General features: G+C 53.8%; 21 protein-coding genes and 1 pseudogene. 2 read left to right on the forward strand and 20 right to left on the reverse strand.

What is annotated here, in order from left to right:
• Positions 1–103: 103 nt before the first annotated feature.
• Both bsmA and yjfN read left to right on the forward strand, forming a co-directional pair.
• The gene (bsmA, locus tag J4650_RS12905) at positions 104–433 is read left to right on the forward strand and encodes a biofilm peroxide resistance protein BsmA (RefSeq protein WP_023993521.1); all 330 of its coding nucleotides are present in this window, start codon (positions 104–106) and stop codon (positions 431–433) included.
• Between the two features lie 130 nt (positions 434–563).
• Entirely contained in the window at positions 564–839 is a 276-nt protein-coding gene (yjfN, locus tag J4650_RS12910; protein WP_001518964.1) for a DUF1471 family protease activator YjfN, read from the forward strand.
• A 44-nt stretch (positions 840–883) separates the two neighbouring features.
• Here yjfN and J4650_RS12915 read toward each other — a convergent pair whose 3' ends face one another.
• The 20 genes and pseudogenes from J4650_RS12915 to amiB all read right to left on the reverse strand — a co-directional run bounded on the left by J4650_RS12915 (position 884) and on the right by amiB (position 21,771).
• Positions 884–2,506 carry an isovaleryl-CoA dehydrogenase gene (locus tag J4650_RS12915; protein WP_023993522.1) on the reverse strand — a complete coding sequence of 541 codons (1,623 nt, stop codon included), beginning with the start codon at positions 2,504–2,506 and terminating at the stop codon, positions 884–886.
• 84 nt (positions 2,507–2,590) lie between these two features.
• Positions 2,591–3,754, reverse strand: a complete 1,164-nt coding sequence (locus J4650_RS12920; RefSeq protein WP_000943930.1) for a glutathionylspermidine synthase family protein — start codon at positions 3,752–3,754, stop codon at positions 2,591–2,593.
• 2 nt (positions 3,755–3,756) lie between these two features.
• Positions 3,757–4,395: a DUF1190 domain-containing protein gene (locus tag J4650_RS12925; RefSeq protein ID WP_020839669.1), complete on the reverse strand. Its 639-nt coding sequence runs from the start codon at positions 4,393–4,395 to the stop codon at positions 3,757–3,759.
• Positions 4,396–4,404: 9 nt separating this feature from the next.
• Positions 4,405–4,803, reverse strand: coding sequence for a DUF350 domain-containing protein (locus J4650_RS12930; RefSeq protein ID WP_000547737.1), 399 nt, complete (start codon positions 4,801–4,803; stop codon positions 4,405–4,407).
• Between the two features lie 17 nt (positions 4,804–4,820).
• Positions 4,821–5,504 carry a YjfK family protein gene (locus tag J4650_RS12935; RefSeq protein WP_000090290.1) on the reverse strand — a complete coding sequence of 228 codons (684 nt, stop codon included), beginning with the start codon at positions 5,502–5,504 and terminating at the stop codon, positions 4,821–4,823.
• Positions 5,477–6,547, reverse strand: a pseudogene (locus J4650_RS12940) (ion channel). The gene J4650_RS12935 and the pseudogene J4650_RS12940 overlap by 28 nt, the downstream one beginning before the upstream one ends.
• Positions 6,547–7,245: a PspA/IM30 family protein gene (locus J4650_RS12945; RefSeq protein WP_000511974.1), complete on the reverse strand. Its 699-nt coding sequence runs from the start codon at positions 7,243–7,245 to the stop codon at positions 6,547–6,549. Before J4650_RS12945 ends, J4650_RS12940 begins: the two are co-directional and overlap by 1 nt.
• A gap of 14 nt (positions 7,246–7,259) precedes the next feature.
• Entirely contained in the window at positions 7,260–7,664 is a 405-nt protein-coding gene (locus tag J4650_RS12950) for a DUF2170 family protein (RefSeq protein WP_000312605.1), read from the reverse strand.
• Between the two features lie 131 nt (positions 7,665–7,795).
• Complete coding sequence (gene rlmB, locus J4650_RS12955) at positions 7,796–8,527, reverse strand: 23S rRNA (guanosine(2251)-2'-O)-methyltransferase RlmB (RefSeq protein WP_001293274.1); 732 nt, start codon at positions 8,525–8,527, stop codon at positions 7,796–7,798.
• Between the two features lie 90 nt (positions 8,528–8,617).
• The gene (gene rnr, locus J4650_RS12960; RefSeq protein ID WP_000076357.1) at positions 8,618–11,056 is read right to left on the reverse strand and encodes a ribonuclease R; all 2,439 of its coding nucleotides are present in this window, start codon (positions 11,054–11,056) and stop codon (positions 8,618–8,620) included.
• A gap of 37 nt (positions 11,057–11,093) precedes the next feature.
• Positions 11,094–11,519 carry a nitric oxide-sensing transcriptional repressor NsrR gene (gene nsrR, locus J4650_RS12965; protein WP_001177632.1) on the reverse strand — a complete coding sequence of 142 codons (426 nt, stop codon included), beginning with the start codon at positions 11,517–11,519 and terminating at the stop codon, positions 11,094–11,096.
• Between the two features lie 219 nt (positions 11,520–11,738).
• Positions 11,739–13,037, reverse strand: a complete 1,299-nt coding sequence (gene purA / locus J4650_RS12970; RefSeq protein ID WP_000527972.1) for an adenylosuccinate synthase — start codon at positions 13,035–13,037, stop codon at positions 11,739–11,741.
• A gap of 102 nt (positions 13,038–13,139) precedes the next feature.
• Positions 13,140–13,337 (reverse strand): DUF2065 family protein, encoded by a 198-nt coding sequence (locus J4650_RS12975; RefSeq protein ID WP_001089290.1) that lies wholly within the window; start codon positions 13,335–13,337, stop codon positions 13,140–13,142.
• A 78-nt stretch (positions 13,338–13,415) separates the two neighbouring features.
• Complete coding sequence (hflC, locus tag J4650_RS12980; protein WP_001232417.1) at positions 13,416–14,420, reverse strand: protease modulator HflC; 1,005 nt, start codon at positions 14,418–14,420, stop codon at positions 13,416–13,418.
• 2 nt (positions 14,421–14,422) lie between these two features.
• The gene (gene hflK / locus J4650_RS12985; RefSeq protein ID WP_000312505.1) at positions 14,423–15,682 is read right to left on the reverse strand and encodes an FtsH protease activity modulator HflK; all 1,260 of its coding nucleotides are present in this window, start codon (positions 15,680–15,682) and stop codon (positions 14,423–14,425) included.
• 214 nt (positions 15,683–15,896) lie between these two features.
• Entirely contained in the window at positions 15,897–17,177 is a 1,281-nt protein-coding gene (gene hflX / locus J4650_RS12990) for a ribosome rescue GTPase HflX (protein ID WP_000460338.1), read from the reverse strand.
• A 71-nt stretch (positions 17,178–17,248) separates the two neighbouring features.
• Positions 17,249–17,557: an RNA chaperone Hfq gene (gene hfq, locus J4650_RS12995; RefSeq protein WP_001051875.1), complete on the reverse strand. Its 309-nt coding sequence runs from the start codon at positions 17,555–17,557 to the stop codon at positions 17,249–17,251.
• Positions 17,558–17,639: 82 nt separating this feature from the next.
• Entirely contained in the window at positions 17,640–18,590 is a 951-nt protein-coding gene (gene miaA, locus J4650_RS13000) for a tRNA (adenosine(37)-N6)-dimethylallyltransferase MiaA (protein ID WP_001000737.1), read from the reverse strand.
• Positions 18,583–20,439, reverse strand: a complete 1,857-nt coding sequence (mutL, locus tag J4650_RS13005; RefSeq protein WP_023993523.1) for a DNA mismatch repair endonuclease MutL — start codon at positions 20,437–20,439, stop codon at positions 18,583–18,585. Before mutL ends, miaA begins: the two co-directional genes overlap by 8 nt.
• Positions 20,440–20,448: 9 nt before the next feature.
• Positions 20,449–21,771, reverse strand: coding sequence for an N-acetylmuramoyl-L-alanine amidase AmiB (gene amiB / locus J4650_RS13010; RefSeq protein ID WP_000640355.1), 1,323 nt, complete (start codon positions 21,769–21,771; stop codon positions 20,449–20,451).
• Between the last annotated feature and the right edge of the window lie 6 nt (positions 21,772–21,777).

Here is a 21,777-nt window from a genome sequence, read left to right on the forward strand (position 1 = left end):
GAGAACTGGGTTACGCTTTCGCAACGTTTTCATTCGAAAATCGCGTGACAGGTAACACTTCGGGAACATTCCCCCTAAAGGGAAATCAATAAGGCATTACACTATGATTATCAGGAAACGAGATAGAGTTATGCGTCGGTTTGCTTCATTGATAGCAGTGCTGTTATTAAGCGCGTGTAGCGTGCTGCAGGGTACGCCGCAACCTGCGCCGCCTGTCGCCGATCACCCGCAGGAAATCCGTCGCGATCAAACGCAAGGACTACAGCGGATGGGGACCGTAAGCGCGCTGGTTCGGGGCTCCCCGGATGATGCAATAGATGAAATCAGAGCGAAAGCCGTCGCTGCGAAAGCCGATTATTACGTTATCTTAATGGTTGATGAAACGGTTGTAACCGGCCAGTGGTATTCACAAGCCATTTTGTATCGTCAATAACAGTAGATTGATTTTTAGTCAGTTTTACATTGCTTTGCGCCCCTATGCGTTTACCTGTGCACAATAAACAAACAGGTTTACCGTGATGGAGCGTCCTGTTAAATGCGGGGTATGTAATAAGGAGCTGACGATGAAACAAGAACTTGCCTTATCCTCACTGCTGCTTTCTGCCGGACTGGTGAGTACGACGGCACAGTCTGCCGAATTCGCCAGTGCTGACTGCGTAACGGGTCTGAATGAAATCGGCCTGATCTCGGTCAGTAATGTTGCAGGAAACCCACAGGATGTAGAGCGGATTATCGCCCTGAAAGCCGATGAACAGGGTGCGTCCTGGTACAGAATTATTCAAATGTATGAAGAACAACAGTCAGATAACTGGCGCGTACAGGCGATACTCTATGCCTGATGCCGCGTGGCTCGCGCCGGATGGCATGTACTACAGGCCAAACGTTACCGCAGTCCCCCGGTCGCCCTTAACAGTAAATCATTTTGCACCTGGGCAGGCAGCGGCATTTCGCCGCGTGTATCCAGCATCATCTGACACCACGCTTGCGCCAGCGGCGGCGAGGCATGACGCAGCATTTCCGCTCCGCACCCCAGCAAGAAAAGCTGCTGCGTAATCTCTCTGCCCATTGCTTCGTCCGGTTTGCGTAAACGTTGCTGTCGCTGACGTACCGCGCGGTCGTAATGGCGATCCTGACCTTTGACTTCCGCAAAAGCTTCACTCAATACGTCATAGACGCCGTGTTGTTTTGTCAGCACCCGCAGTACATCCAGACACATGATATTGCCGGAACCTTCCCAGATACTGTTCACCGGCATTTCACGGTACAGGCGCGGGAGTTCGCTCTCTTCGCAATACCCCATCCCGCCGAGAACCTCCATCGCCTCAGCCACAAAAGGGATTCCCTGCTTACAGATGGCGAATTTCGCCGCTGGCGTGAATAATCGCGCCCATAATGCCTCTTTCGCCTCGCGACGTTGCTCCCAGGCGCGCGCCAGCCGAAACAAAAGCGCTGTCTGCCCTTCCAGGCATAGCGCCATACGACTTAAGGTTTGTCGCATCAACGGTTGTTCGATCAGCGGCTTACCAAAAGCCTGACGCTGATGAGCATGGTAAATGGCGACTGAAAATGCGCGCCGCATTAAGCCATGACTCCCGAGCGCGCAGTCAAGACGCGTCATACCGCCCATCTTTAAGATATGCCGAATCCCTTCGCCCTCTTCTCCCAGCCGCCAGCCGACGGCATCCTGAAACTCGACTTCGGCGCTGGCATTAGATCGATTACCGAGTTTATCTTTCAGGCGTTCAAGACGAACAGAGTTCCGTTGCCCGTCTGGCAGGAAACGCGGCACAAAGAAACAGGATAGTCCTCCTTTTGCCTGCGCCAACACGAGGTGCGCATCACTTTGCGGCACAGAGAAAAACCATTTATGTCCCACCAGCCGATATGAATCATCCGCCAGCCGCTCCGCGTGGGTCGTATTACTGAGTACGTCAGATCCGCCCTGCTTTTCCGTCATTCCCATGCCGATGAGCAGGCCCCGTTTTTGCCCGCCCGGCAGCAAATGCGAATCGTAGCGATCGCTGCGCAGCGGCGCCAGCCAGTCATGGAAAGTGGTGGGAAGCATCTGCAATAGCAACGGTGTCGCGGCAAAGGTCATCGTGACAGGACAGAGTGTTCCCGCTTCTACCTGAGCATGTAATACAAAACGCGCCGCCCGGGCGACAAAACTTCCCGCCCTTGCCTCTTCCTCCCAGGCCAGGTTATGTACCCGATTAGCGCAAAGCCCCTGCATCAACAGGTGCCAGGCGGGATGAAAGCGAACGTCATCCAGACGCTGTCCCTGGGGATCGTAACGTAGCAACTCAGGAGGATGCGCGTTCGCCAGACGACCCAGCTCCAGTGATTCCGCCGTTCCCAGTTGTTGGCCAATGCTGGCGAGAAGATCGCTATCCCATCCCGCGCCTTCCCGGGAAACCGCTTCACACAGCGCGCCATCAGACAGGAATAAGTTACTGTTATTGAGCGGAGCAGGTTGATTAAAGACGGTATGTGTTTGCCAGGACATGGTGTCTCCCTCCTTCAATGGCGCTGAAGTCAAGTATGGTCATGACTGCGCCATTGACGCCGGAGCAAGATCACAAAAGTATGATTAACCGGCAATATAATGTGGGACGAAACGGGAAGTGTCTTTGGTAATCAGCGTATTGTCCTCGCGAATCCCCATCCCGGAGGCTTCATCGTCAATGATCCAACTGCCAATCAGCGTATAGCTATCGCCAAAGCGCGGCAAAGGCTGAAACGCCTGGTAAATCATCGGCTCGTCAGCGTAGTCGCCGTCGGCATGATCGATAACATTTTGCCGCTCGTCGAAAATCGTGACGTTGCCGCCTTCACGTGAATAAATCGGCTTCCGTACGCTGCTTTCGCCTGGCGCTGCGAGCGATTTTTCGCCCTCAAACCAGGCCGGCAGAAGATTCGGATGGCCAGGGAAAAAGCGCCACAATAACGGCAACAGCCCTTTGTTACTCAGAATACTTTTCCACAATGGCTCAATCCATTGCTCACGACGTTTTCGCAACAGCGGGCCGTTGTCATCGCGCATCATCCATTCCAGCGGGTAGAGCTTAAAGGCGCGGCGAATCACGTTATCGTCCAGATCGGTCAGCACACCGCCTACGCCAAGCCCCAGTTCTTCAATATAGATAAATCGCGTTTCCTGGCCCGCCTGCTGCGCGCAATCCTGAAGGTACAGCACCGTCGTGCGATCTTCGTCGGTATCTTCACAACAGCAAAAGTAGAGCGGTTCCCGACTGTACAGCTCGCTGAAGCGGGCGATCAGCCGCTCCTGTATCGCGTTGTATTGATCGGCATCACGCGGGATGGCGCCGCTACGACGAGCATCCTCCAGCCATAGCCATTGAAAGTAGGAGGACTCATAGAGCGACGTCGGCGTATCCGCGTTGTATTCCAGCAATTTAACCGGATCTTTGCCGCACCAGACGAAATCCATCCGCCCGTAAAGCGAAGGATCGCGGCTGCGCCAACTTTCGGCGATGACATCCCAGTACAATGGCGGGATCGCCAGCTGCTGCATGATCTGCTCATCCCGGACGGCCCGCTCGACAATCTCCAGACACATCTGATGAAGCTCTGCGGTCGGTTTTTCGATCTGTTCTTCAATTTGCCGTAATGTAAAACGGTAGGCCCGGCTTTCATCCCAGTAAATTTCGTTATCGATAACATGAAAGTCAAAACCGTGATCGCAGGCGATCTTATCCAGATCCCGGCGTATCGGTACGTTGTGTCGTAGCATGGTTAGCCTCCCCAGTGCCCGCGGGCGCTGGAAGAACGGCCATAGCCGCCGCGGGAGACGGTGGACGCTTTCCGTGTGATATAACCAGGGCTGGTCGCGGTATCGCTTTTCCCTGTGCCGCTGCGCCACGCATAGTCGCCGGATGTGGTGCGCCAGACGGGACGGGAGACATAAGATGAACCGCCGCTGCTATAGATGTATTGTTCATCACGGTTCTGACGAATCGCGCGGCTGAGTAAAAAGCCGCTTAATACCGGAACCCAGCTCCGCTCGGTAATATCAAAGTAGCAATCGCCAAACTGCGTCTGACAGCGCTCCTGCGTCAATTGCTTAGGCACATTAGCGTAAAATTCTGTTTTCGCATTATTCCAGCCGTCAGCGCAAACGCTGGCGCTATTGCCATCGTCAATACAGTCGTTCACCGTGGCGTAAAACGTCCCATCGCCGTCGTTGTCAGTATTGCCGCCATCACCGCACCCTTTCAGGAGAAAAAAGGCCGCTCCACCCATAATCGCCAGCGTCAGGCATTTTGGCGTGTAGCGATTTCGTTGCCGCTCAAAGGGATTAACCGGTTCGGCTATTCGTCTTATTGCCGAATGGCCTACGCCGGATGTGCTTCTGGATTTTCGTTTTTTTGCCATGATCTTCCGTTACCATGTCATACAGGCAGCGTTAAAAATACCGCCAGCCAGCGCTGCGGTTCCCATAAATAGCCCCGCCGCCACGTTGTGATGAATAATTTTTTCGCTCAGCGTAGGCATGTATAACCTTACGCAACCATAAATCAGCAGTTGAATCACCAGCGCAATGCCGCCCCAGGCAAAATAGTCCGGGATACTGACCGAGTTTATCGCCGCGCTGGATAAGGGGATGACATAGCCCAGCAACGTACCACTAAAGGCCAGCGATGCCGCAGTATTGTTATTTTTTATCAGCTGCCATTCATTATGCGGCGTTATCTTTGAGTAAATAAAAAGAAATACAATGACCATTGCCGCGCCAATAAAAAAATAGGCGCAGAAAGCCAGTAATGCGTCCAGTATATGCATAATTTCCCTGTATGTGCTTAACCAATAACCGTCAGTGAAGTGAGCGGGATATCCACGCCGAGGGCGCGTGAAAACACCCATTCAGGCTCACCGCGCTCATTAAATGATTCTTCCCCGTTCAATAGAAGATACTCCCAGGCGTCATCCGTCACCTGGCGCTGGAAGCCCATCGTAAAATTGTGAACGTCCCATTTCTCTGCCTGCTGATTTTCAACCTTTTCCAGCATGTAGACAGGTTCAATATTGCCCGGCTCTTCATGGTTAAAAAAGCGCTGCCAGCGCCGTTCTTGCCAGTTGAGCGTCATCGGCCCTATTGCCGCTGGCGCAATGGCTGAACGCCAGTGACGTTCCTCGTTAATACCGAAACTTTCCTCATATACAAAAAGTTTGATGTCATCAATGTCGTCAACATCCGTGCCGCCAGTGGTGTTAATTTGTAGAAACTCATCGCCAGAGGTGTAGTAGCGAAAAATCTGACTGCCGCCGCCTAAATCTATGCGACTCGCTGCCGCGACAGTGTATTTTTCACCCGGTAGCGCCACCAGCAACGACGACTCCAGTAGCCGAAATGCCAGCGTATCCAGCGTGAAACCGGCGTTAAGATGTAATCCTAATGGTCCGCGAATCGGCGCTGGCGCGCTTGTTTTACCGAGCAAACGCTGAAAAAATTGCATCATAGGGGAACCTCTATCTCTTGCCATGCGACCTCTTCAGCCAGAATGCGATTATTACCGACCAGATGTAGCCACATACCGCCTCTGACTTCAGTTGAAATCACCGGATTCAATTCCATACCACGACCATTCTTGCAGTGACTGATCCCCAGCACCGTCGCGTCATGATGAAGCTTCATATAACGCATTAGCGCGCCGTATCGCATAGGCGCGACAGAAGCCGGGACAGACAGCGCGAATCCGGTATCGCCCAGCATCGGATTCATAATGGAAGCGACAGATTGCGATGATCCTGGGTCCTGAATGGAACGGGAAAGTTGTTCAGCGGAAAGGTTACGGACTATCTCCATGCGCGGGCAGTGGGTTTCCAGTAATCCGGCATAACGCTCGTCTTCCAGATAAACCACAATATGGCACTGCGCGGGTACATAGTCTGCCAGCGAGAGCGCCGCCGTGAAGGTCTGCTCATCGGTACGAGCGAAAATAATCACGCTCTGGCACTGCTCCAGCCCCATGCGCTGGTGTTCCTGCGGATCGTTAAAGTTGCTGATGCGGATAAAATCCACCCAGTTATTACCCGGCAGCGGATGCTGAATATCTTCCAGTTCGCACAGCAGAACCCGTTCAAAGGCACGCCGCTTGTCATATAGCAGCAATGAGATCATCTTTTCGGTTTGATGACCCCGCCAGCCAATCACCAGCATATGATGGTGTAAATGGCGATAATCGCCCATGCCCGTTATTCCTTTCGCTAACATTCCCTGTACCTGCGCAATCACTTTTCCCATTAACGCGCCGAACAACCCGACGCTAACCGGAATTTGCCACAGCGCGGTGAACAGACGTCATGGCGCCGTCTGCGGGCTAAGATCGCCAAAACCTAATGTGGAACCCACCACCGAGCAGTAATAGATAAAATCGCTTAACTGGCTCACCAACGCGCTTTCGCGCAACAGGCGCAGCACCAGATAACAAAGCAGATACTGCCCGATAAACAGGCCCAGCAAAGCGGGCCAGGTCAGTCTGGACAAATGACGCTGGCAGGTTTTGACAATCCACGTAAAGAGCATTATTCGCCTTGTTGACGCTGTAAACGCGCCAACACATCCTGAGCATTGCTTTTATTGGTTGCGCCAATACCGGCCTGCGCCAGTTTTTCATCCAGGTCGCGTCCATCGGCGACTTTTTCCAGCTGCGCGGCGGCATCCAGCCGGGCCTGGCGTTCAGCCTGACGCGTTTGTAAACGTTTAAGCGACTCCGCCGCCGTAGACACATTCGACGCGGCTCCGACGGTCGAGGTCGTCACCGCCTGCTGCGCGCGCTGCATGGCTTCTGTCGCCTTAACCACTTCAAGTTGCTGCTCAAACTGCGCAATCCGCTGGCCTGTCGCCGTTACGGCCTTCTCCACCGCATCACGAGAGGCTTCCAGATTAGTCAGCACCTGTTCTTCGGCAAGAATGGCATTTTCCAGACGGGCTATTTCTTCCGCCACTTCGTTGAGTAAAGCGGCGTCGACATTCTTACTCATTGCCGCCAACGCCCGTGTTTCAAGGCTGGCTTTACGCTCACGTAAATCATTCAGCTTGTCATGGCTTAACTTCACCCGCGCCAATAAATCCACTCTGGATTTACCCGCTTTATCCAGCTCGGCTTTTGCGTCGCGAATATGCTGCTCCAGCATACGTACCCCCTGTGCTTCATCAATGGCGTCTTCTGCCTGAGCAACGAATGATTTACCTAACGTGAACAAACTTTTTAAAATTCCCATGTAAGCCGCCTGTATTATTCCTGTGAATAGACTTGTGTTATTTCAGCGATATCCAACGCATTTTCTACAAGCGTGGTGATTTCCAGCGTCACGTCGGCAAGCGACGAATTTAACGACAGCGCGCCAAAAGCGACATAATATTCCTCCTGTTTTACCTGGGTAATACCGACCGAAGACAGAGGTAAAACCTTCTGATTTCTCAGTAAGAAAAGATTAAATTCCGCGGTATCTCTAATCGTATTTACCGGACAGATATAAGTCTCGATAACTATTTGTTGCGAGGTAAATAAAACCGCCAGTGGTAAATCGCCATAATCATTCATTTTTATTATTAATGAAGATTCATTATTTTCTATATCAATATCTAATTCGGCGATGTTGTTTAACGCATCCGCCAGCGTCCGTGGAGTCCATGCCATATTATTATCTCTATCTCTTTTTTATAAATAAAGGGAGTTACAGGGTAGGTTTTGCTTTTTATATTACCAGCCAAAGATAAAAAAAAACCATCCGATTATGGATGGTTTTTTCTTAAAAAATACTATTAGCGTCAGGTTCGCTGGCGAACGGCTTCAAACAGACAAATCCCGGTCGCAACAGAGACATTCAGCGACGACACGCTACCGGCCATAGGAATGCTGATCAGCTCATCGCAGTGCTCACGGGTCAGACGACGCATACCTTCACCTTCTGCGCCCATGACCAGCGCCATGCGGCCAGGCATTTTGCTCTGATACAGCGTATGGTCAGCCTCGCCCGCCGTTCCGACAATCCAGATATTCTCTTCCTGCAACATGCGCATCGTGCGCGCCAGGTTGGTGACGCGGATCAACGGCACGCTTTCTGCTGCGCCGCAGGCGACTTTCTTCGCCGTCGCGTTAAGTTGCGCGGAGCGGTCTTTCGGCACGATTACCGCATGTACGCCAGCGGCATCGGCGCTGCGCAGACAGGCGCCAAGATTATGCGGATCGGTGACGCCATCGAGGATCAACAAAAAAGGGCGATCGTGTAATGCGATCAGATCCGGCAGATCGTTTTCCTGATACTGCCGGCCTGGTTTCACACGAGCGATAATGCCCTGATGCACGGCACCGTCGCTTTTCTCGTCGAGATATTGGCGGTTTGCCAGCTGGATAACCACGCCCTGGGACTCAAGGGCGTGAATCAGCGGCAACAGACGTTTATCTTCACGGCCTTTTAAAATAAAGACTTCCTGAAAACGTTCAGGGGCGCGCTCCAGCAGGGCCTGCACTGCGTGGATGCCGTAAATCATTTCGCTCATTAATGTACTCATTGTTTACGTTTTGCCGGGGGCGCTACGCTTGCCCGGCCTACAGATAATTCACCCTCTTCTGTTTGAAGAGGGTATTGCTCACTCTGCCGCTTTTTTCTTAGCCGCACGCTTCGCTTTGGTCGCTGCGGCTATTTTCTGCGTTTTAGCCGATGGCTTTTTTGCTTTTCTCGCGTCTTTTTTCGCTGCTTTCGGCTTCGCTTTTTTCTCGCCGCGGAAGGCGCTATCAGGCTCGAAGTTAACTTTTTTACCTACCTGACGACGTTTACCGGCGTTTTTACTTTCACCTTTTTTCGCTTTTTCACGCGCCGTTTTGCCGACGTTACGCGGTGCGCGCTCGCTGGAGATCAGGCTAAAGTCAATTTTCCGTTCGTCCATATTCACCGCTTCGACGCGTACCTCGACCCGGTCGCCCAGGCGATATGTCTGCCCACCGGACTCGCCAATCAGACGTTGCCCTACCTGATCGAAGCGATAGTAATCGTTATCCAGTGAGGAAACGTGTACCAGCCCATCGATAAACAGTTCATCAAGACGGACAAAGAAGCCGAAACCGGTGACGCTGGCAATCACGCCCTTAAAGACGTTGCCTACCTGATCCAGCATAAAGTCACATTTCAGCCAGTCGGAGACATCACGCGTCGCTTCATCAGCGCGGCGTTCCGCCATCGAACAGTGCTGACCGAGCTGCAACATCTCTTCCATCGAGTAGTGATAACCGCCCGTTTCTGTGGTGTTGCCCTTGTTCCCTTGCTCTTTAGCCAGCAGGTACTTAATGGCACGGTGCAAAGAAAGATCCGGATAGCGGCGAATCGGCGAGGTAAAGTGTGCATAAGACTGCAACGCCAGGCCAAAGTGCCCGCGGTTTTCCGGATCGTAAATCGCCTGCTTCATTGAACGCAGCAGCATAGTTTGCAGCATTTCGGCGTCCGGCCGGTCGGCAATCGATTCAAGCAGTTCGGCATAATCGCGCGGTTCCGGTTTATTTCCGCCCGGCAGCTCCAATCCCAGCTCCGCCAGTACGGAACGGAATGAGGTGATCGCTTCGGTGGTGGGCTTATCATGAATACGGAATAGCGCCGGCTCTTTAGCTTTTTCGACAAAGCGCGCCGCCGAGATATTCGCCATGATCATGCACTCTTCGATAAGCTTATGCGCGTCATTACGCTGGGTCTGTTCGATACGCTCAATGCGACGTTCGGCGTTAAAGATAAACTTCGCCTCTTCGCTCTCAAACGAGATCCCCCCGCGCTCTTCACGCGCTTTATCCAGCACTTTGTAGAGGTTGTGCAGCTCTTCAATATGCTTCACCAGCGGCGCATATTGTTCACGCAGATCCTGATCGCCCTGCAGCATATGCCAGACTTTGGTATAGGTCAGACGCGCATGGGAGCTCATCACCGCTTCATAGAATTTGTAGCCGGTCAGCCGACCTTTCGCCGAGATGGTCATTTCACAGACCATACACAGCCTGTCAACCTGCGGGTTTAGCGAACACAGACCGTTGGAGAGCACCTCCGGCAACATTGGGACAACCTGTGACGGGAAGTAAACCGACGTGCCGCGATTGCGCGCCTCGCGATCCAACGGCGTTGGCGGCCGTACATAATAGCTCACGTCAGCAATAGCGACCCACAAACGCCAGCCGCCGCCGCGTTTTTTCTCACAGTAAACCGCGTCGTCAAAGTCACGGGCATCTTCGCCATCAATAGTGACCAGCGGCAAATCGCGCAGATCGACACGACCGACTTTCGCCTCTTCCGGCACCTCTTCTTTCAGCCCGGCGACCTGCTGCTCTACCGCCTGCGGCCAGATGTAGGGTATTTCATGGGTACGCAGCGCCATATCAACCGCCATACCGGTGCCCATATTGTCGCCCAGCACTTCGACGATTTTCCCTACCGCTTTAGTACGGCGAGTTGGACGTTGGGTCAGTTCAACCACGACCACGAACCCCATCCGCGCGCCCATGACGTCTTCTGGCGGGATAAGAATGTCGAAGCTGAGACGGCTGTCGTCCGGCACCACAAAGCCGACGCCCGCATCGGTGAAATAACGCCCGACTATCTGACTGGTTTTCGGTACCAGTACACGGACGATACGCGCTTCGCGGCGACCTTTACGATCGGCGCCCAGCGGCTGCGCCAGCACCTGATCGCCATGAATACATGTTTTCATCTGCTCGCTGGAAAGATACAGATCGTCTTTGCGGCCTTCGACACGTAAGAAACCGTAACCATCACGATGACCGATCACGGTGCCTTTCAGCAGGTCGAGGCGTTCCGGCAGCGCATAGCACTGGCGGCGGGTAAAGACCAGTTGTCCGTCGCGCTCCATCGCGCGCAGGCGGCGACGCAAGGCTTCAAGCTGCTCTTCGCCTTCAATATTCAGTTCTACGGCCAGTTCTTCGCGACTGGCCGGTTTTTCACGTTTCGTTAAATGTTCGAGGATAAATTCCCGGCTCGGGATAGGATTCGCGTATTTTTCTGCTTCGCGTTCCTGGAAAGGATCTTGTGACATTGAGGTTCCTCCATTGTCATCTCTAATGAAGTTTACTTCACTCCACCAGTAATAATTTATAAAGCGGTTGATTCTCTTCAACCAAATCGGCAAGCGTGTAGTTATCCAGCTCCTTGAGAAAACTCTGCACGGCCTTAGAAAGCGCCTGTTTCAGACGACAGGCAGGGGTGATGTGGCAAAATTCGCTGCTACAGTTGACCAGTGATAAGGGTTCCAGCTCACGCACCACATCGCCAATACAAATAGTATTAGCCGGTTTACCCAGGCGGATACCGCCATTTTTTCCCCGAACGGCGGTGACAAAGCCCGCCCGGCTAAGCTGATTGATAATTTTGACCATATGATTACGGGACACGCCGTAGACTTCTGTCACCTCAGAAATGCTGGTCATTCGTCCATCTGGTAACGACGCCATATAGATTAGCGCACGTAAGCCGTAATCGGTGAAACTCGTTAACTGCACATCAACCTCAGGAAAAGGGAAAACGGGATATAACTTATCTGTATTGATGATAAACCAGCCACCTGTCAGGCTGCTAATTTATTTCGGTTCAGGAAGGAAAAAAGCGGGGAACAATGACGCATTTGAGCCGAAGGGTGATGCAAAACATCTTATCCGGCCAACAAATGCGTACTCATCATAGACCCGGTAAGCGTAGCGTTACCGGGCATCATCCATCAATTACGCGTCGAACGGATCGCGCAGAATCATCGTCTCAGTACGATCGGGGCCGGTAGAAATAATATCAATCGGCACGCCGGTCAGTTCTTCAATACGCTTGATGTAGTTCAGCGCCGCCTGCGGCAGGCCGCTACGATCTTTCACGCCGAAGGTGGATTCAGACCAGCCCGGCATGGTTTCGTAAATCGGCTCTACACCTTTCCAGTCGTCAGCTGCCAGCGGAGTGGTAGTCACTTCGCGACCATCCGGCATACGGTAAGCCACGCAGAGTTTCACCTCTTTCAGGCCATCCAGCACGTCCAGTTTGGTCAGGCAGAAGCCAGACAGGGAGTTCAGCTGTACCGCACGACGAACGGCAACGGTGTCCAGCCAGCCGGTACGACGACGACGGCCGGTAGTAGCGCCGTATTCGTTACCCTGCTTGCAGAGGAACTCGCCGGTTTCATCAAACAGTTCGGTCGGGAACGGACCCGCACCTACGCGAGTGGAGTAAGCTTTGAGGATACCCAGAACGTAATCAACATAACGCGGGCCCAGGCCGGAACCGGTCGCCACGCCACCTGCAGTGGTGTTAGAAGAAGTTACGTACGGATAAGTACCGTGGTCGATATCCAGCAGGGTACCCTGCGCACCTTCAAACATGACGAAATCGCCACGCTGACGCGCCTGGTCGAGCAGGTCCGAAACGTCAACAACCATAGAAGTCAGGATGTCGGCAACAGCCATCGTATCATCCAGAACTTTCTGGTAATCAACCGCTTCAGCTTTGTAGTAGTTAACCAACTGGAAGTTGTGATATTCCATCACTTCTTTCAGTTTTTCAGCGAAGGTTTCTTTGTCGAAAAGGTCACCAACACGCAGACCGCGACGTGCCACTTTATCTTCATAAGCAGGCCCGATTCCACGACCGGTGGTGCCGATCGCTTTCGCGCCACGCGCTTTCTCACGCGCGTTATCCAGCGCAACGTGATAATCAAGGATCAGCGGACAGGCTTCAGACAGCAGCAGACGCTCACGAACGGGGATGCCACGGTCTTCCAGTTCTTTCATCTCTTTCATCAGCGCGCTCGGAGACAGCACAACACCGTTACCGATGATGCTGGTTACATTCTCGCGAAGAATACCTGATGGAATAAGATGGAGAACGGTTTTTTCACCGTTGATTACGAGAGTATGGCCTGCGTTGTGACCGCCCTGGTAGCGTACAACATATTTAGCCCGTTCAGTCAGAAGATCGACGATCTTTCCTTTACCTTCGTCACCCCATTGGGTGCCCAGTACGACGACGTTGTTACCCATTTTTCAAAATCACCGTTTGCTTAAAAATGGATTCTACCATCGCTTTTTCAGATATACAGCACTTTTTGCACTCAATCTGCGGCAAATCCGACCACTTTTTGTTCAGCCAATCGTTTTCCTCAACATGTAGTAGACCACAACTCCCGCGACCACAAGTCCGCCGCCAAAACGACGTAAAACATTTTCCGGCAGTTGCGCCAGTGCCGAAACCATTTTTTTCCATGCGCCGGGATACAGCATCGGTCCCAGCCCTTCGAGGACTAATACCAGAGCAAGCGCCAACCAGATTGTTGAATTCATTTATCGCCCTTATAAAAGAAAACCACCGGCATCCTTTGGATGCGGTGGTTTTGCTGGTCTAAAACCGCTGACGCTATTTTAGCGTGTCGTCGAACTCGGTGTCTTCATGTAGCGGAAGAAATCGCTGTCCGGGCTCAGTACCATCACGTCCTGATTACCTTCGAAGCTCTTCTCGTAAGCGCGCAGACTACGAATGAACGCGTAGAAATCAGGGTCCTGGCTGAACGCGTCGGCAAACAGCTTCGCGGCTTCAGCATCACCTTCACCACGCATGATACGCCCCTGACGCTCGGCTTCCGCCAGAGTTTTCGTCACCTCATAGTCAGCAGCCGCACGCAGTTTTTCCGCTTCTTCCTGACCTTGTGAGCGATGACGACGCGCGACCGCTTCACGCTCGGCGCGCATACGGTTGTAAATCGCCTCAGAAACCTCGGTCGGCAGGTTGATCTGCTTAATACGCACATCGACCACTTCGATACCCAACGCCGCCATACTGTTCGGGTTGATGACCGGTACTTTACCTTTGGTTTCCGCCGTGACGCGTTCCGCCGCTTCGGCAATCGCGTCATCCGCCGCCGGGGTCGCCACTTCATCATCGGTACCGGCTGAACCGGAGTTCAGCGCGTCGCGCACCTCCAGAGTCAGACGACCACGAGAATCGGTCACGATGTCTTTTACGTCCAGGCGACCAATCTCAGAACGCAAACGGTCCGAGAATTTACGTTTTAACAGCACTTCGGCTTGCGAAATATCGCCGCCGCCGGTCGCCAGATAGTAACGGCTAAAGTCGCTGATACGCCATTTGATGTAGGAGTCGACAATCAGGTCTTTCTTCTCTTTAGTCACAAAGCGATCGGCCTGGTTATCCATCGTCTGGATACGCGCATCAAGCATTTTCACTGATTCAATAAACGGGATCTTAAAGTGCAGACCCGGCGCGTAAACCAGCGGTTTGTTCTCATCGTCACGCAGAACTTTACCAAAACGCAGCGTAATGCCGCGCTCGCCCTCTTTGACCACAAAGACGGACATGTAGAGCACTACCAGCACGATGATGATAATCGCAATAACTGACTTACGCATCGTTATTCCCCCTGACGCTGGTAGTCGTTACGCTGCGCATTCGCGCGGCGTTGGTCCATAATATCGCCCTGATTTGAGGACGACGTGTTGCTTGCTCCGCTGGCGTTAGACTTTGTGGACGGCGGCAGGCGCAGCAGATTGCTGGCGCTATTGTCGCTCTTTGCCGCCGGCGCATTCCCGCCTTTCAGCATCTGATCTAACGGCAGCACCATTAAATTACCGCTCTTGTCGTTAACCAGTACTTTACGGGTATGGCTCAGCACTTTTTCCATCGTTTCAATATACAGACGCTCGCGTGTAATCTGCGGCGCGGCTTTATATTCCGGCAAAATCTTCGCAAACCGGGCGACTTCACCCTGCGCTTCCAGGATAGTCTGGGTTTTATAGGCGCGTGCCTCTTCCAGAATACGCTGCGCCTGACCGTTGGCGCGCGGCTGAACTTCGTTGGTATACGCTTCCGCTTCACGAATGTACTGCTGCTCGTTTTCACGTGCGGCAATCGCGTCGTCAAAGGCGGCTTTCACCTCTTCCGGCGGACGCGCAGCCTGGAAGTTCACGTCCAGCAGGGTAATCCCCATGTTGTACGGTTTGATAGTCTCTTCCAGCTCGCGTTGGGTATCGCTACGAATAACGGTACGACCTTCGGTCAGGATGCGATCCATCGTGTATTTACCAATGACGCCACGCAGCGCGCTGTCGGTGGCCTGACGCAGGCTATCGTCCGGGCTGGTCACGCTAAACAGATATTTCTGCGGATCGGTGACGCGGTATTGCACGTTCATTTCAACGCGCACGACGTTTTCATCAGACGTCAGCATCACGCCTGACGCCGCCAGTTCGCGCACCGCTTCGACGTTCACCGGCGTAACGTCGTCAATAAATGTCGGCTTCCAGTTCAGACCTGGCTCTACCAGATGGCTGAATTTACCAAAACGCGTCACAACGCCGCGCTCGGCTTCTTTAATGGTATAAAAACCGCTGGCCGCCCAGATAATGACTACTGCCGCCGCCGCGATGGCGACAATACGGCCTCCCAGTTGCGGACGCGGGCCTTGCGATGAGCTACCGCCGCCGGAACCGGTGCCTTTACCGCCCCCAAAACCACCGAGTTTTTTACTCAGCTTACGGAAGATATCATCCAGATCGGGAGGTCCCTGATCGCGGCCACCTTTGTTTCCATTTCCCCCAGAGTTGCTGCCTGGTTTGCTGCTTCCCCACGGGTCGCGGTCCTGTCCGTTATTACCGGGCTGATTCCACGCCATGTTTGTGCTCCATATTTGTTATGCGGTGATCCCCGTTGTCTTTCGACCTCAGAGGATAAGGCGAAATTACTCCATGCTTCAGACGAACCGCCGTTACAGACATCATCTTTCAGGCTGCGTCTTGAGTGGCGGCTTTTTTACCCCAGGTCACTTCGTTGTGAGCTCCTGAAATTCTCTCAGCTACCGCTTCAATACGACCTGAATGACTTCGCGTCTAGATCACGTATTCGATCAACGCCGGTTCTTGTTTACAGAGGCGACGCCAGTCGACAATCGGCATTCGTACCTGCAGACTGACGCTACCGTCTTCCTCCATCCACTCTTTTTCTATTGCCTGAAGCTGATAAAACCGGCTTCTCAGACGCCCTTCCTGCGGCGGCAAACGCAGCGTATGCTGCGCCACCTCGCCGGAAAGACGCTCCGTCAAAGCCTGAAAAAGCTGTGGTATTCCCACGCCGCTTTGCGCTGAAAGCCAAACGCGGATGGGTTTATTCTCTTCATCTCTGTCGATACGCGGTTCAAAGTCGTCCAGCATATCGATTTTGTTCATCACCATTAAGGTGGGGATTTCGTGAGCGTCAATCTCTTCAAGAACGGTGTTTACCGCCTCGATGTTTTCCTGCACACGAACATCCGCCGCATCGACCACATGCAGCAGCAGCGTCGCCTGACGCGTCTCCTGCAGGGTAGCTTTAAAGGCAGCCACCAGGTCGTGCGGTAAATGGCGGATAAAGCCTACCGTATCCGCCAGAACGGTTTCACCGACATCCGCTACATCAATACGACGTAACGTGGGGTCCAGCGTCGCAAATAGCTGATCTGCCGCATAGACCCGCGCTTCAGTGATCTGATTAAAAAGGGTGGATTTTCCGGCGTTGGTATAGCCCACCAGCGATACCGTCGGAACATCGGCCTTGATGCGCGACTGCCGCCCCTGCTCACGTTGCTTCTCAACTTTCTCCAGGCGCGACTGAATCTGCACAATGCGATTACGCAGTAAACGACGGTCGGTTTCGAGCTGGGTTTCACCCGGACCGCGCAAACCAATCCCGCCTTTCTGACGTTCAAGGTGGGTCCAGCCACGCACCAGACGCGTAGCCAGATGGCGTAGCTGCGCCAGCTCAACCTGCAACTTACCTTCATGGGTACGCGCACGTTGGGCAAAAATATCTAAGATAAGACCGGTGCGATCGATAACCCGGCACTCGCACAAACGCTCCAGGTTTCGCTCCTGGGCTGGACTCAATGCATGATCAAACAATACGACCGCTGCGCCAGTCGCTTTCACGGCTTCCGCAATTTCAACTGCCTTACCTTCACCTACAAAGTACTTCGGGTGCGGTGCTTTACGGCTACCGGTAATCACCTGCATTGCTTCGACACCGGCGGAAGAGACCAGAGATTCAAACTCCTGGAGGTCTTCCATATCTTTGTCTTGCGAAAAATAGATGTGTACCAGTACCGCCTGCTCACCGGCATCATAACGGTCAAACAAGCGTAAACCCTCTTAATAACCAGCGGGGGCGATTATCCGACGCCCCCGACATGGATAAACAGCGCGTGAACTTATTCAGTCTCTTCGCTGTCCTGTTGCGCAGTAGAACCCTGCGCGTTGCTACCGTGATGGTAGTTATTGCTGGCGCCGCCACCGGCATTGTTGCTGTGATGGGAAACCGGGCGAGACGGGACAACAGTAGAAATCGCGTGCTTATAAACCATCTGGCTGACCGTGTTTTTCAACAGGATCACGAACTGATCAAAGGACTCGATTTGACCTTGCAGCTTAATACCATTCACCAAATAAATAGAAACTGGAACACGTTCCCGACGCAATGCGTTCAGGAACGGATCTTGTAAAGATTGCCCCTTAGCCATTCTCTTTTCCTTATATGCTTATTTGTACTTTGAACCTTTCGATTCTGAAAAATTGCGCACGATACGTCTCAATTGTACACATTCAGTCTGCGATAGCACCAACAACCTGTAATACTTCTTTTCGCGCCCGATCGGGATTCTCACTGTCAAGCCAGCGCACCCCTTCCCAACCGCGCAACCAGGTCATCTGGCGCTTCGCCAACTGTCTCGTGGCGCAAACACCTCTATAAACCATTTCATCATATGAGATTTCGCCCTCAATGTATGACCACATCTGGCGGTATCCCACACAACGGATGGAAGGCAAGTCCGTATGCAAATCTCCTCGGGCAAAAAGCGCCCGGACTTCTGCTTCAAAACCTGAAGCCAACATCTGATGAAAACGCAGTTCAATGCGCTGATGGAGCAGTTCACGGCTCGCCGGGGCGATAGCGAACTGATGCACCTGGTACGGTAGCGCGTCTCCTGACGTTTGCGTTAGCTCCGTTAAAGTTTTACCCGAAATGAAAAAAACTTCCAGTGCCCGGGAAAGTCTTTGCGGATCATTTGGATGAATTCGCGCGGCGGCAACCGGATCTATCTCCTGAAGTTGCTGATGCAACGCCTCCCATCCAAGCTCCGCTGCTTGCTGCTCTATCCGGGATCTGACTTCCGGATCTGCTGAAGGCAGCGGCGATAACCCTTCCAGCAATGCCTTAAAATACAGCATGGTACCGCCCACTAACAGCGGGATACGCCCCGCAGCGGTGATCTCCGCCATTTGCTCTAACGCGTCGCGGCGAAAATCCGCCGCCGAATACGCCTGCGACGGGTCGCGTATATCCAGCAGTCGATGCGGCGCCGCTTTCAGCTCATCGGCATTCGGCTTAGCCGTGCCAATATCCATTCCCCGATAAATGAGGGCGGAATCAACGCTTATCAACTCTACTGGCAAAACTTTACGCAGTTCTATCGCCAGCGCCGTTTTGCCGGAGGCCGTCGGCCCCATCAAAAATATCGCCTTAGGCAGGCTCGCCTTGCTTACATCATTCATGCTTCAGGGCGTTCATCGCCGAATGTAAATCAACAGGTTGTAACAGGCCACCCGGCGGCGCTTTTACCAGCTGCGGACATAGCCGCTCAACATCCGCCAGCAGCGATATGGCCTGCGCCATCGACCACTGCGGATGTTCGCTCTGCACATTACGCGCTATCCATTGTGCAATATTGACCGTTGCAAATGTGGTCTGTTGCGCCAGGTAGCCTATCAGTTCAGGAATCAAGATTTGTAAATTTTGTTGTCGTAAGGGTAAAGGCACTGCCCGAATGGTCACATGCTGCGCATCTGACTGAAATTCAATACCCAATTCTCCCAACAAAGATTGGGCTTTTTGCAGCGCGGCTTTTTCATCGGCGCTCACTTTTAAACGCAGCGGAATCAGCAACGGCTGCGCGCAAACCGGACTTTGACCCGGTGTAAGCTGCGCCTGACGCAGCCAACGCTCCGCAACCGGCAGCGACAAGAGCTGGATAGTCCCCGCGTGTTCCAGCAACGCGCAGTCACCGCCGACTATTGTCAGTACGCGACCAAAACTCTGGCTATGTCCGTCAAGCGCAGGCGCAACCGGCTCCGGCGCGGGGCTCGTCGCCGGCGTCTGTAAAAGCGTGCGATAAACCTCGCCCTGCTGCTTCTGATAACCTGGCTGCGCGTGCGGCCAACCACCTGCGGACTGACGCCCGCCGTTACCGCCCGATGCGCCGCCGGAATAACGCGGTGTCGCGGGCTCGCGCGCCGCAGTTGGCTCGGCGGGTACAGCAAAATGGTTGCGCCCGGCGGCGATACGGTTTTCCGGGACATGCCGCGGCGCTGGCGCAATCTCCTCCAGCGGCAGCGTCGTTTCCGTCTGCTGTTGCAGAACGCTCAGCACCCCTTGATAGATGAAGTCGTGCACCAGCCGGGATTGATGAAAACGCACTTCGTGCTTGGCGGGATGAACATTGACATCCACCTGATGCGGGTCAATCTCCAGATACAGCACAAACGCAGGCTGTTGGTCCGCGCCCAATTTATCTTCACAGGCCTGGCGAATGGCATGGTTGATCAAGCGGTCGCGCATCATGCGGCCATTCACATAGCAGTACTGGATCTCCGTTAACGCCGTGGTGGTGTGATTCGGATCGGCGACCCAGCCACGCAGGGTCAGATCGCCATGCTGCCACTCGATCGCCAGTGCCTGTTCGAGAAACGGCGTGCCGCAGATGGCGCCTAACCGGCGCTCTTTTTGCCCGTCCTTTGCGACAGCGCGATACTGCCGTACCAATTTGCCGTTGTGCGACAGGTTAAACGTGACGTCAAAACGGGCCAATGCAATACGACGGATGATCTCATCGATGTGATTAAATTCCGTTTTTTCGGTACGCATGAATTTGCGCCGGGCGGGCGTATTATAAAAGAGATCCAGAACTTCCAGGGTGGTGCCGACCGGGTGCGCGGCGGGTTTTACCGTCACGTCCATGTCGCGCCCTTCCGCGTACGCCTGCCAGGCTTCCGCCTGCTCCGCCGTGCGCGACGTTAGCGTCAAACGCGAGACCGAACTGATACTGGCCAGCGCTTCGCCGCGAAATCCCAGACTGATAATCGCTTCCAGATCGTCAAGCGAGGCGATTTTACTGGTGGCATGACGGGCCAGCGCCAGCGCCAGCTCCTCTTTTTTAATGCCGCAGCCATTGTCGCGAATACGAATAAGCTTCGCGCCGCCACGCTCGATGTCGATATCAACGCGGGTGGCGCCTGCATCCAGACTATTCTCTACCAGCTCTTTAACAACCGACGCAGGGCGTTCCACCACTTCGCCAGCGGCGATTTGGTTCGCAAGCTGCGGCGGCAGAACCTGAATCGGCATGAAATCTCCTTAATTCGCGGCGGTTATGGCGCCAGGCTGGTTGGTACTGGCCGTCTGGCCTGGGCTGCCCTGCGGCGCAGACTGAATCGGATGCGCTGCAAAGTACTTACGCAACCCCCGGTATATAGCGTCAGCAATCTGCTGCTGATAGCGGTCGCTCGCCAGCAATCGCTCTTCGCCGTGATTACTGATAAAGCCCGTCTCCACCAAAATGGACGGGATATCCGGCGAACGCAACACGCCCAGGCTAGCGTGTTCCGGGCGACGTTTATGCAGCGACCCCACGCCGTCGAGTTGGCTTAGTACGTTCGTCGCCACATCATACCCTACCCGCTGCGAATGACCGAATTGCAAATCCAGTACCGCCTGGCTCAGGTAAGGGTCTGACTGACTGTTCGCCAGCACATCGCCAGCGCCGCCTAACAGTTCGGATTGCTTCTCATGCTGCTCAAGCCAGTTTGCCATTTCGCTGTTCGCGCGACGATTGGACAATACCCAGACGGAGGCGCCGGTGGCGTCGCGATTTGGCGCGGCATCCGCATGAATAGAGACAAGGAAGTTGGCGTTTTGCTTACGCGCCACGTCAGACCGCCCCATCACCGAAATAAAATAGTCGCCGTCACGCGTCAGCACGCCTTTAAACATCGGATCGTTATTCAGCAATGTGCGTAACTTACGCGCGATGGCGATGGTGACATTTTTCTCGCGCGTACCGCCCGGGCCTATTGCGCCGGGGTCCTGACCTCCATGCCCGGCATCAATAGCAATCACCACTTTATCGCCAGCGCCTGCTGACGCGCGCGCCGCAGGCCGCGTAACGGTATTGCTGCTGGTTACGCCGGTCAGGCGATCATCAGAAGATTTAAACGGATTACGGGCAGGCTCCGTCGGACGGGGCGCGCTTTCAACCCGTTTCGCGACGACAGGCGGTGGTGGTGGCGGCGGAACATCGGCATTAATGGTGAAAATGACCGTATAGTTGCCGCCGTTTTGCCGCTTCACCGCCTCGGTTTTACCATTTTCCGTCAGATCGACAAGCAACCGTAAAGATTGCGCATCTTTCGGCGTTCCGGCACGGATCGTTTTTACCAGATTGTTACCGCTAAACTGAAGCGGCAGCCCCTGAATCACGCCGGTCTGCCTGATATCCAGCGCCACGGTCCGTTTACCGTCCTGTGAGTAAGCATATTCCGGCTCGCCGATAAAACTCAGCGTAATGCGCGCCTGCTGCTCGCCGTTGGACACCTGAATATCAGAGAGACTGGCGGCGCCCGCCTGCGCGCACAGCAGGATTAAGGCTGCTATTACGGCATTTTTGATGCGATAAATCATCCCGCC

It is taken from the genome of Salmonella sp. 32120201201600049SM, assembly GCF_017572835.1.
Lineage (GTDB): Bacteria > Pseudomonadota > Gammaproteobacteria > Enterobacterales > Enterobacteriaceae > Salmonella > Salmonella enterica.

Coding starts and splice junctions, on each gene's coding strand:
- hflK (WP_000312505.1), bottom strand. CDS start 15,682: ATGGCGTGGAATCAGCCCGGTAATAACGGACAGGACCGCGACCCGTGG.
- J4650_RS12920 (WP_000943930.1), bottom strand. CDS start 3,754: ATGCTACGACACAACGTACCGATACGCCGGGATCTGGATAAGATCGCC.
- amiB (WP_000640355.1), bottom strand. CDS start 21,771: ATGATTTATCGCATCAAAAATGCCGTAATAGCAGCCTTAATCCTGCTG.
- hflC (WP_001232417.1), bottom strand. CDS start 14,420: ATGCGTAAGTCAGTTATTGCGATTATCATCATCGTGCTGGTAGTGCTC.
- yjfN (WP_001518964.1), top strand. CDS start 564: ATGAAACAAGAACTTGCCTTATCCTCACTGCTGCTTTCTGCCGGACTG.
- J4650_RS12935 (WP_000090290.1), bottom strand. CDS start 5,504: ATGGCAAGAGATAGAGGTTCCCCTATGATGCAATTTTTTCAGCGTTTG.
- rlmB (WP_001293274.1), bottom strand. CDS start 8,527: ATGAGCGAAATGATTTACGGCATCCACGCAGTGCAGGCCCTGCTGGAG.
- rnr (WP_000076357.1), bottom strand. CDS start 11,056: ATGTCACAAGATCCTTTCCAGGAACGCGAAGCAGAAAAATACGCGAAT.
- J4650_RS12950 (WP_000312605.1), bottom strand. CDS start 7,664: ATGGCATGGACTCCACGGACGCTGGCGGATGCGTTAAACAACATCGCC.
- mutL (WP_023993523.1), bottom strand. CDS start 20,439: ATGCCGATTCAGGTTCTGCCGCCGCAGCTTGCGAACCAAATCGCCGCT.
- J4650_RS12915 (WP_023993522.1), bottom strand. CDS start 2,506: ATGTCCTGGCAAACACATACCGTCTTTAATCAACCTGCTCCGCTCAAT.
- miaA (WP_001000737.1), bottom strand. CDS start 18,590: ATGAATGATGTAAGCAAGGCGAGCCTGCCTAAGGCGATATTTTTGATG.
- hfq (WP_001051875.1), bottom strand. CDS start 17,557: ATGGCTAAGGGGCAATCTTTACAAGATCCGTTCCTGAACGCATTGCGT.
- J4650_RS12925 (WP_020839669.1), bottom strand. CDS start 4,395: ATGGCAAAAAAACGAAAATCCAGAAGCACATCCGGCGTAGGCCATTCG.
- J4650_RS12930 (WP_000547737.1), bottom strand. CDS start 4,803: ATGCATATACTGGACGCATTACTGGCTTTCTGCGCCTATTTTTTTATT.
- purA (WP_000527972.1), bottom strand. CDS start 13,037: ATGGGTAACAACGTCGTCGTACTGGGCACCCAATGGGGTGACGAAGGT.
- J4650_RS12975 (WP_001089290.1), bottom strand. CDS start 13,337: ATGAATTCAACAATCTGGTTGGCGCTTGCTCTGGTATTAGTCCTCGAA.
- J4650_RS12945 (WP_000511974.1), bottom strand. CDS start 7,245: ATGGGAATTTTAAAAAGTTTGTTCACGTTAGGTAAATCATTCGTTGCT.
- bsmA (WP_023993521.1), top strand. CDS start 104: ATGATTATCAGGAAACGAGATAGAGTTATGCGTCGGTTTGCTTCATTG.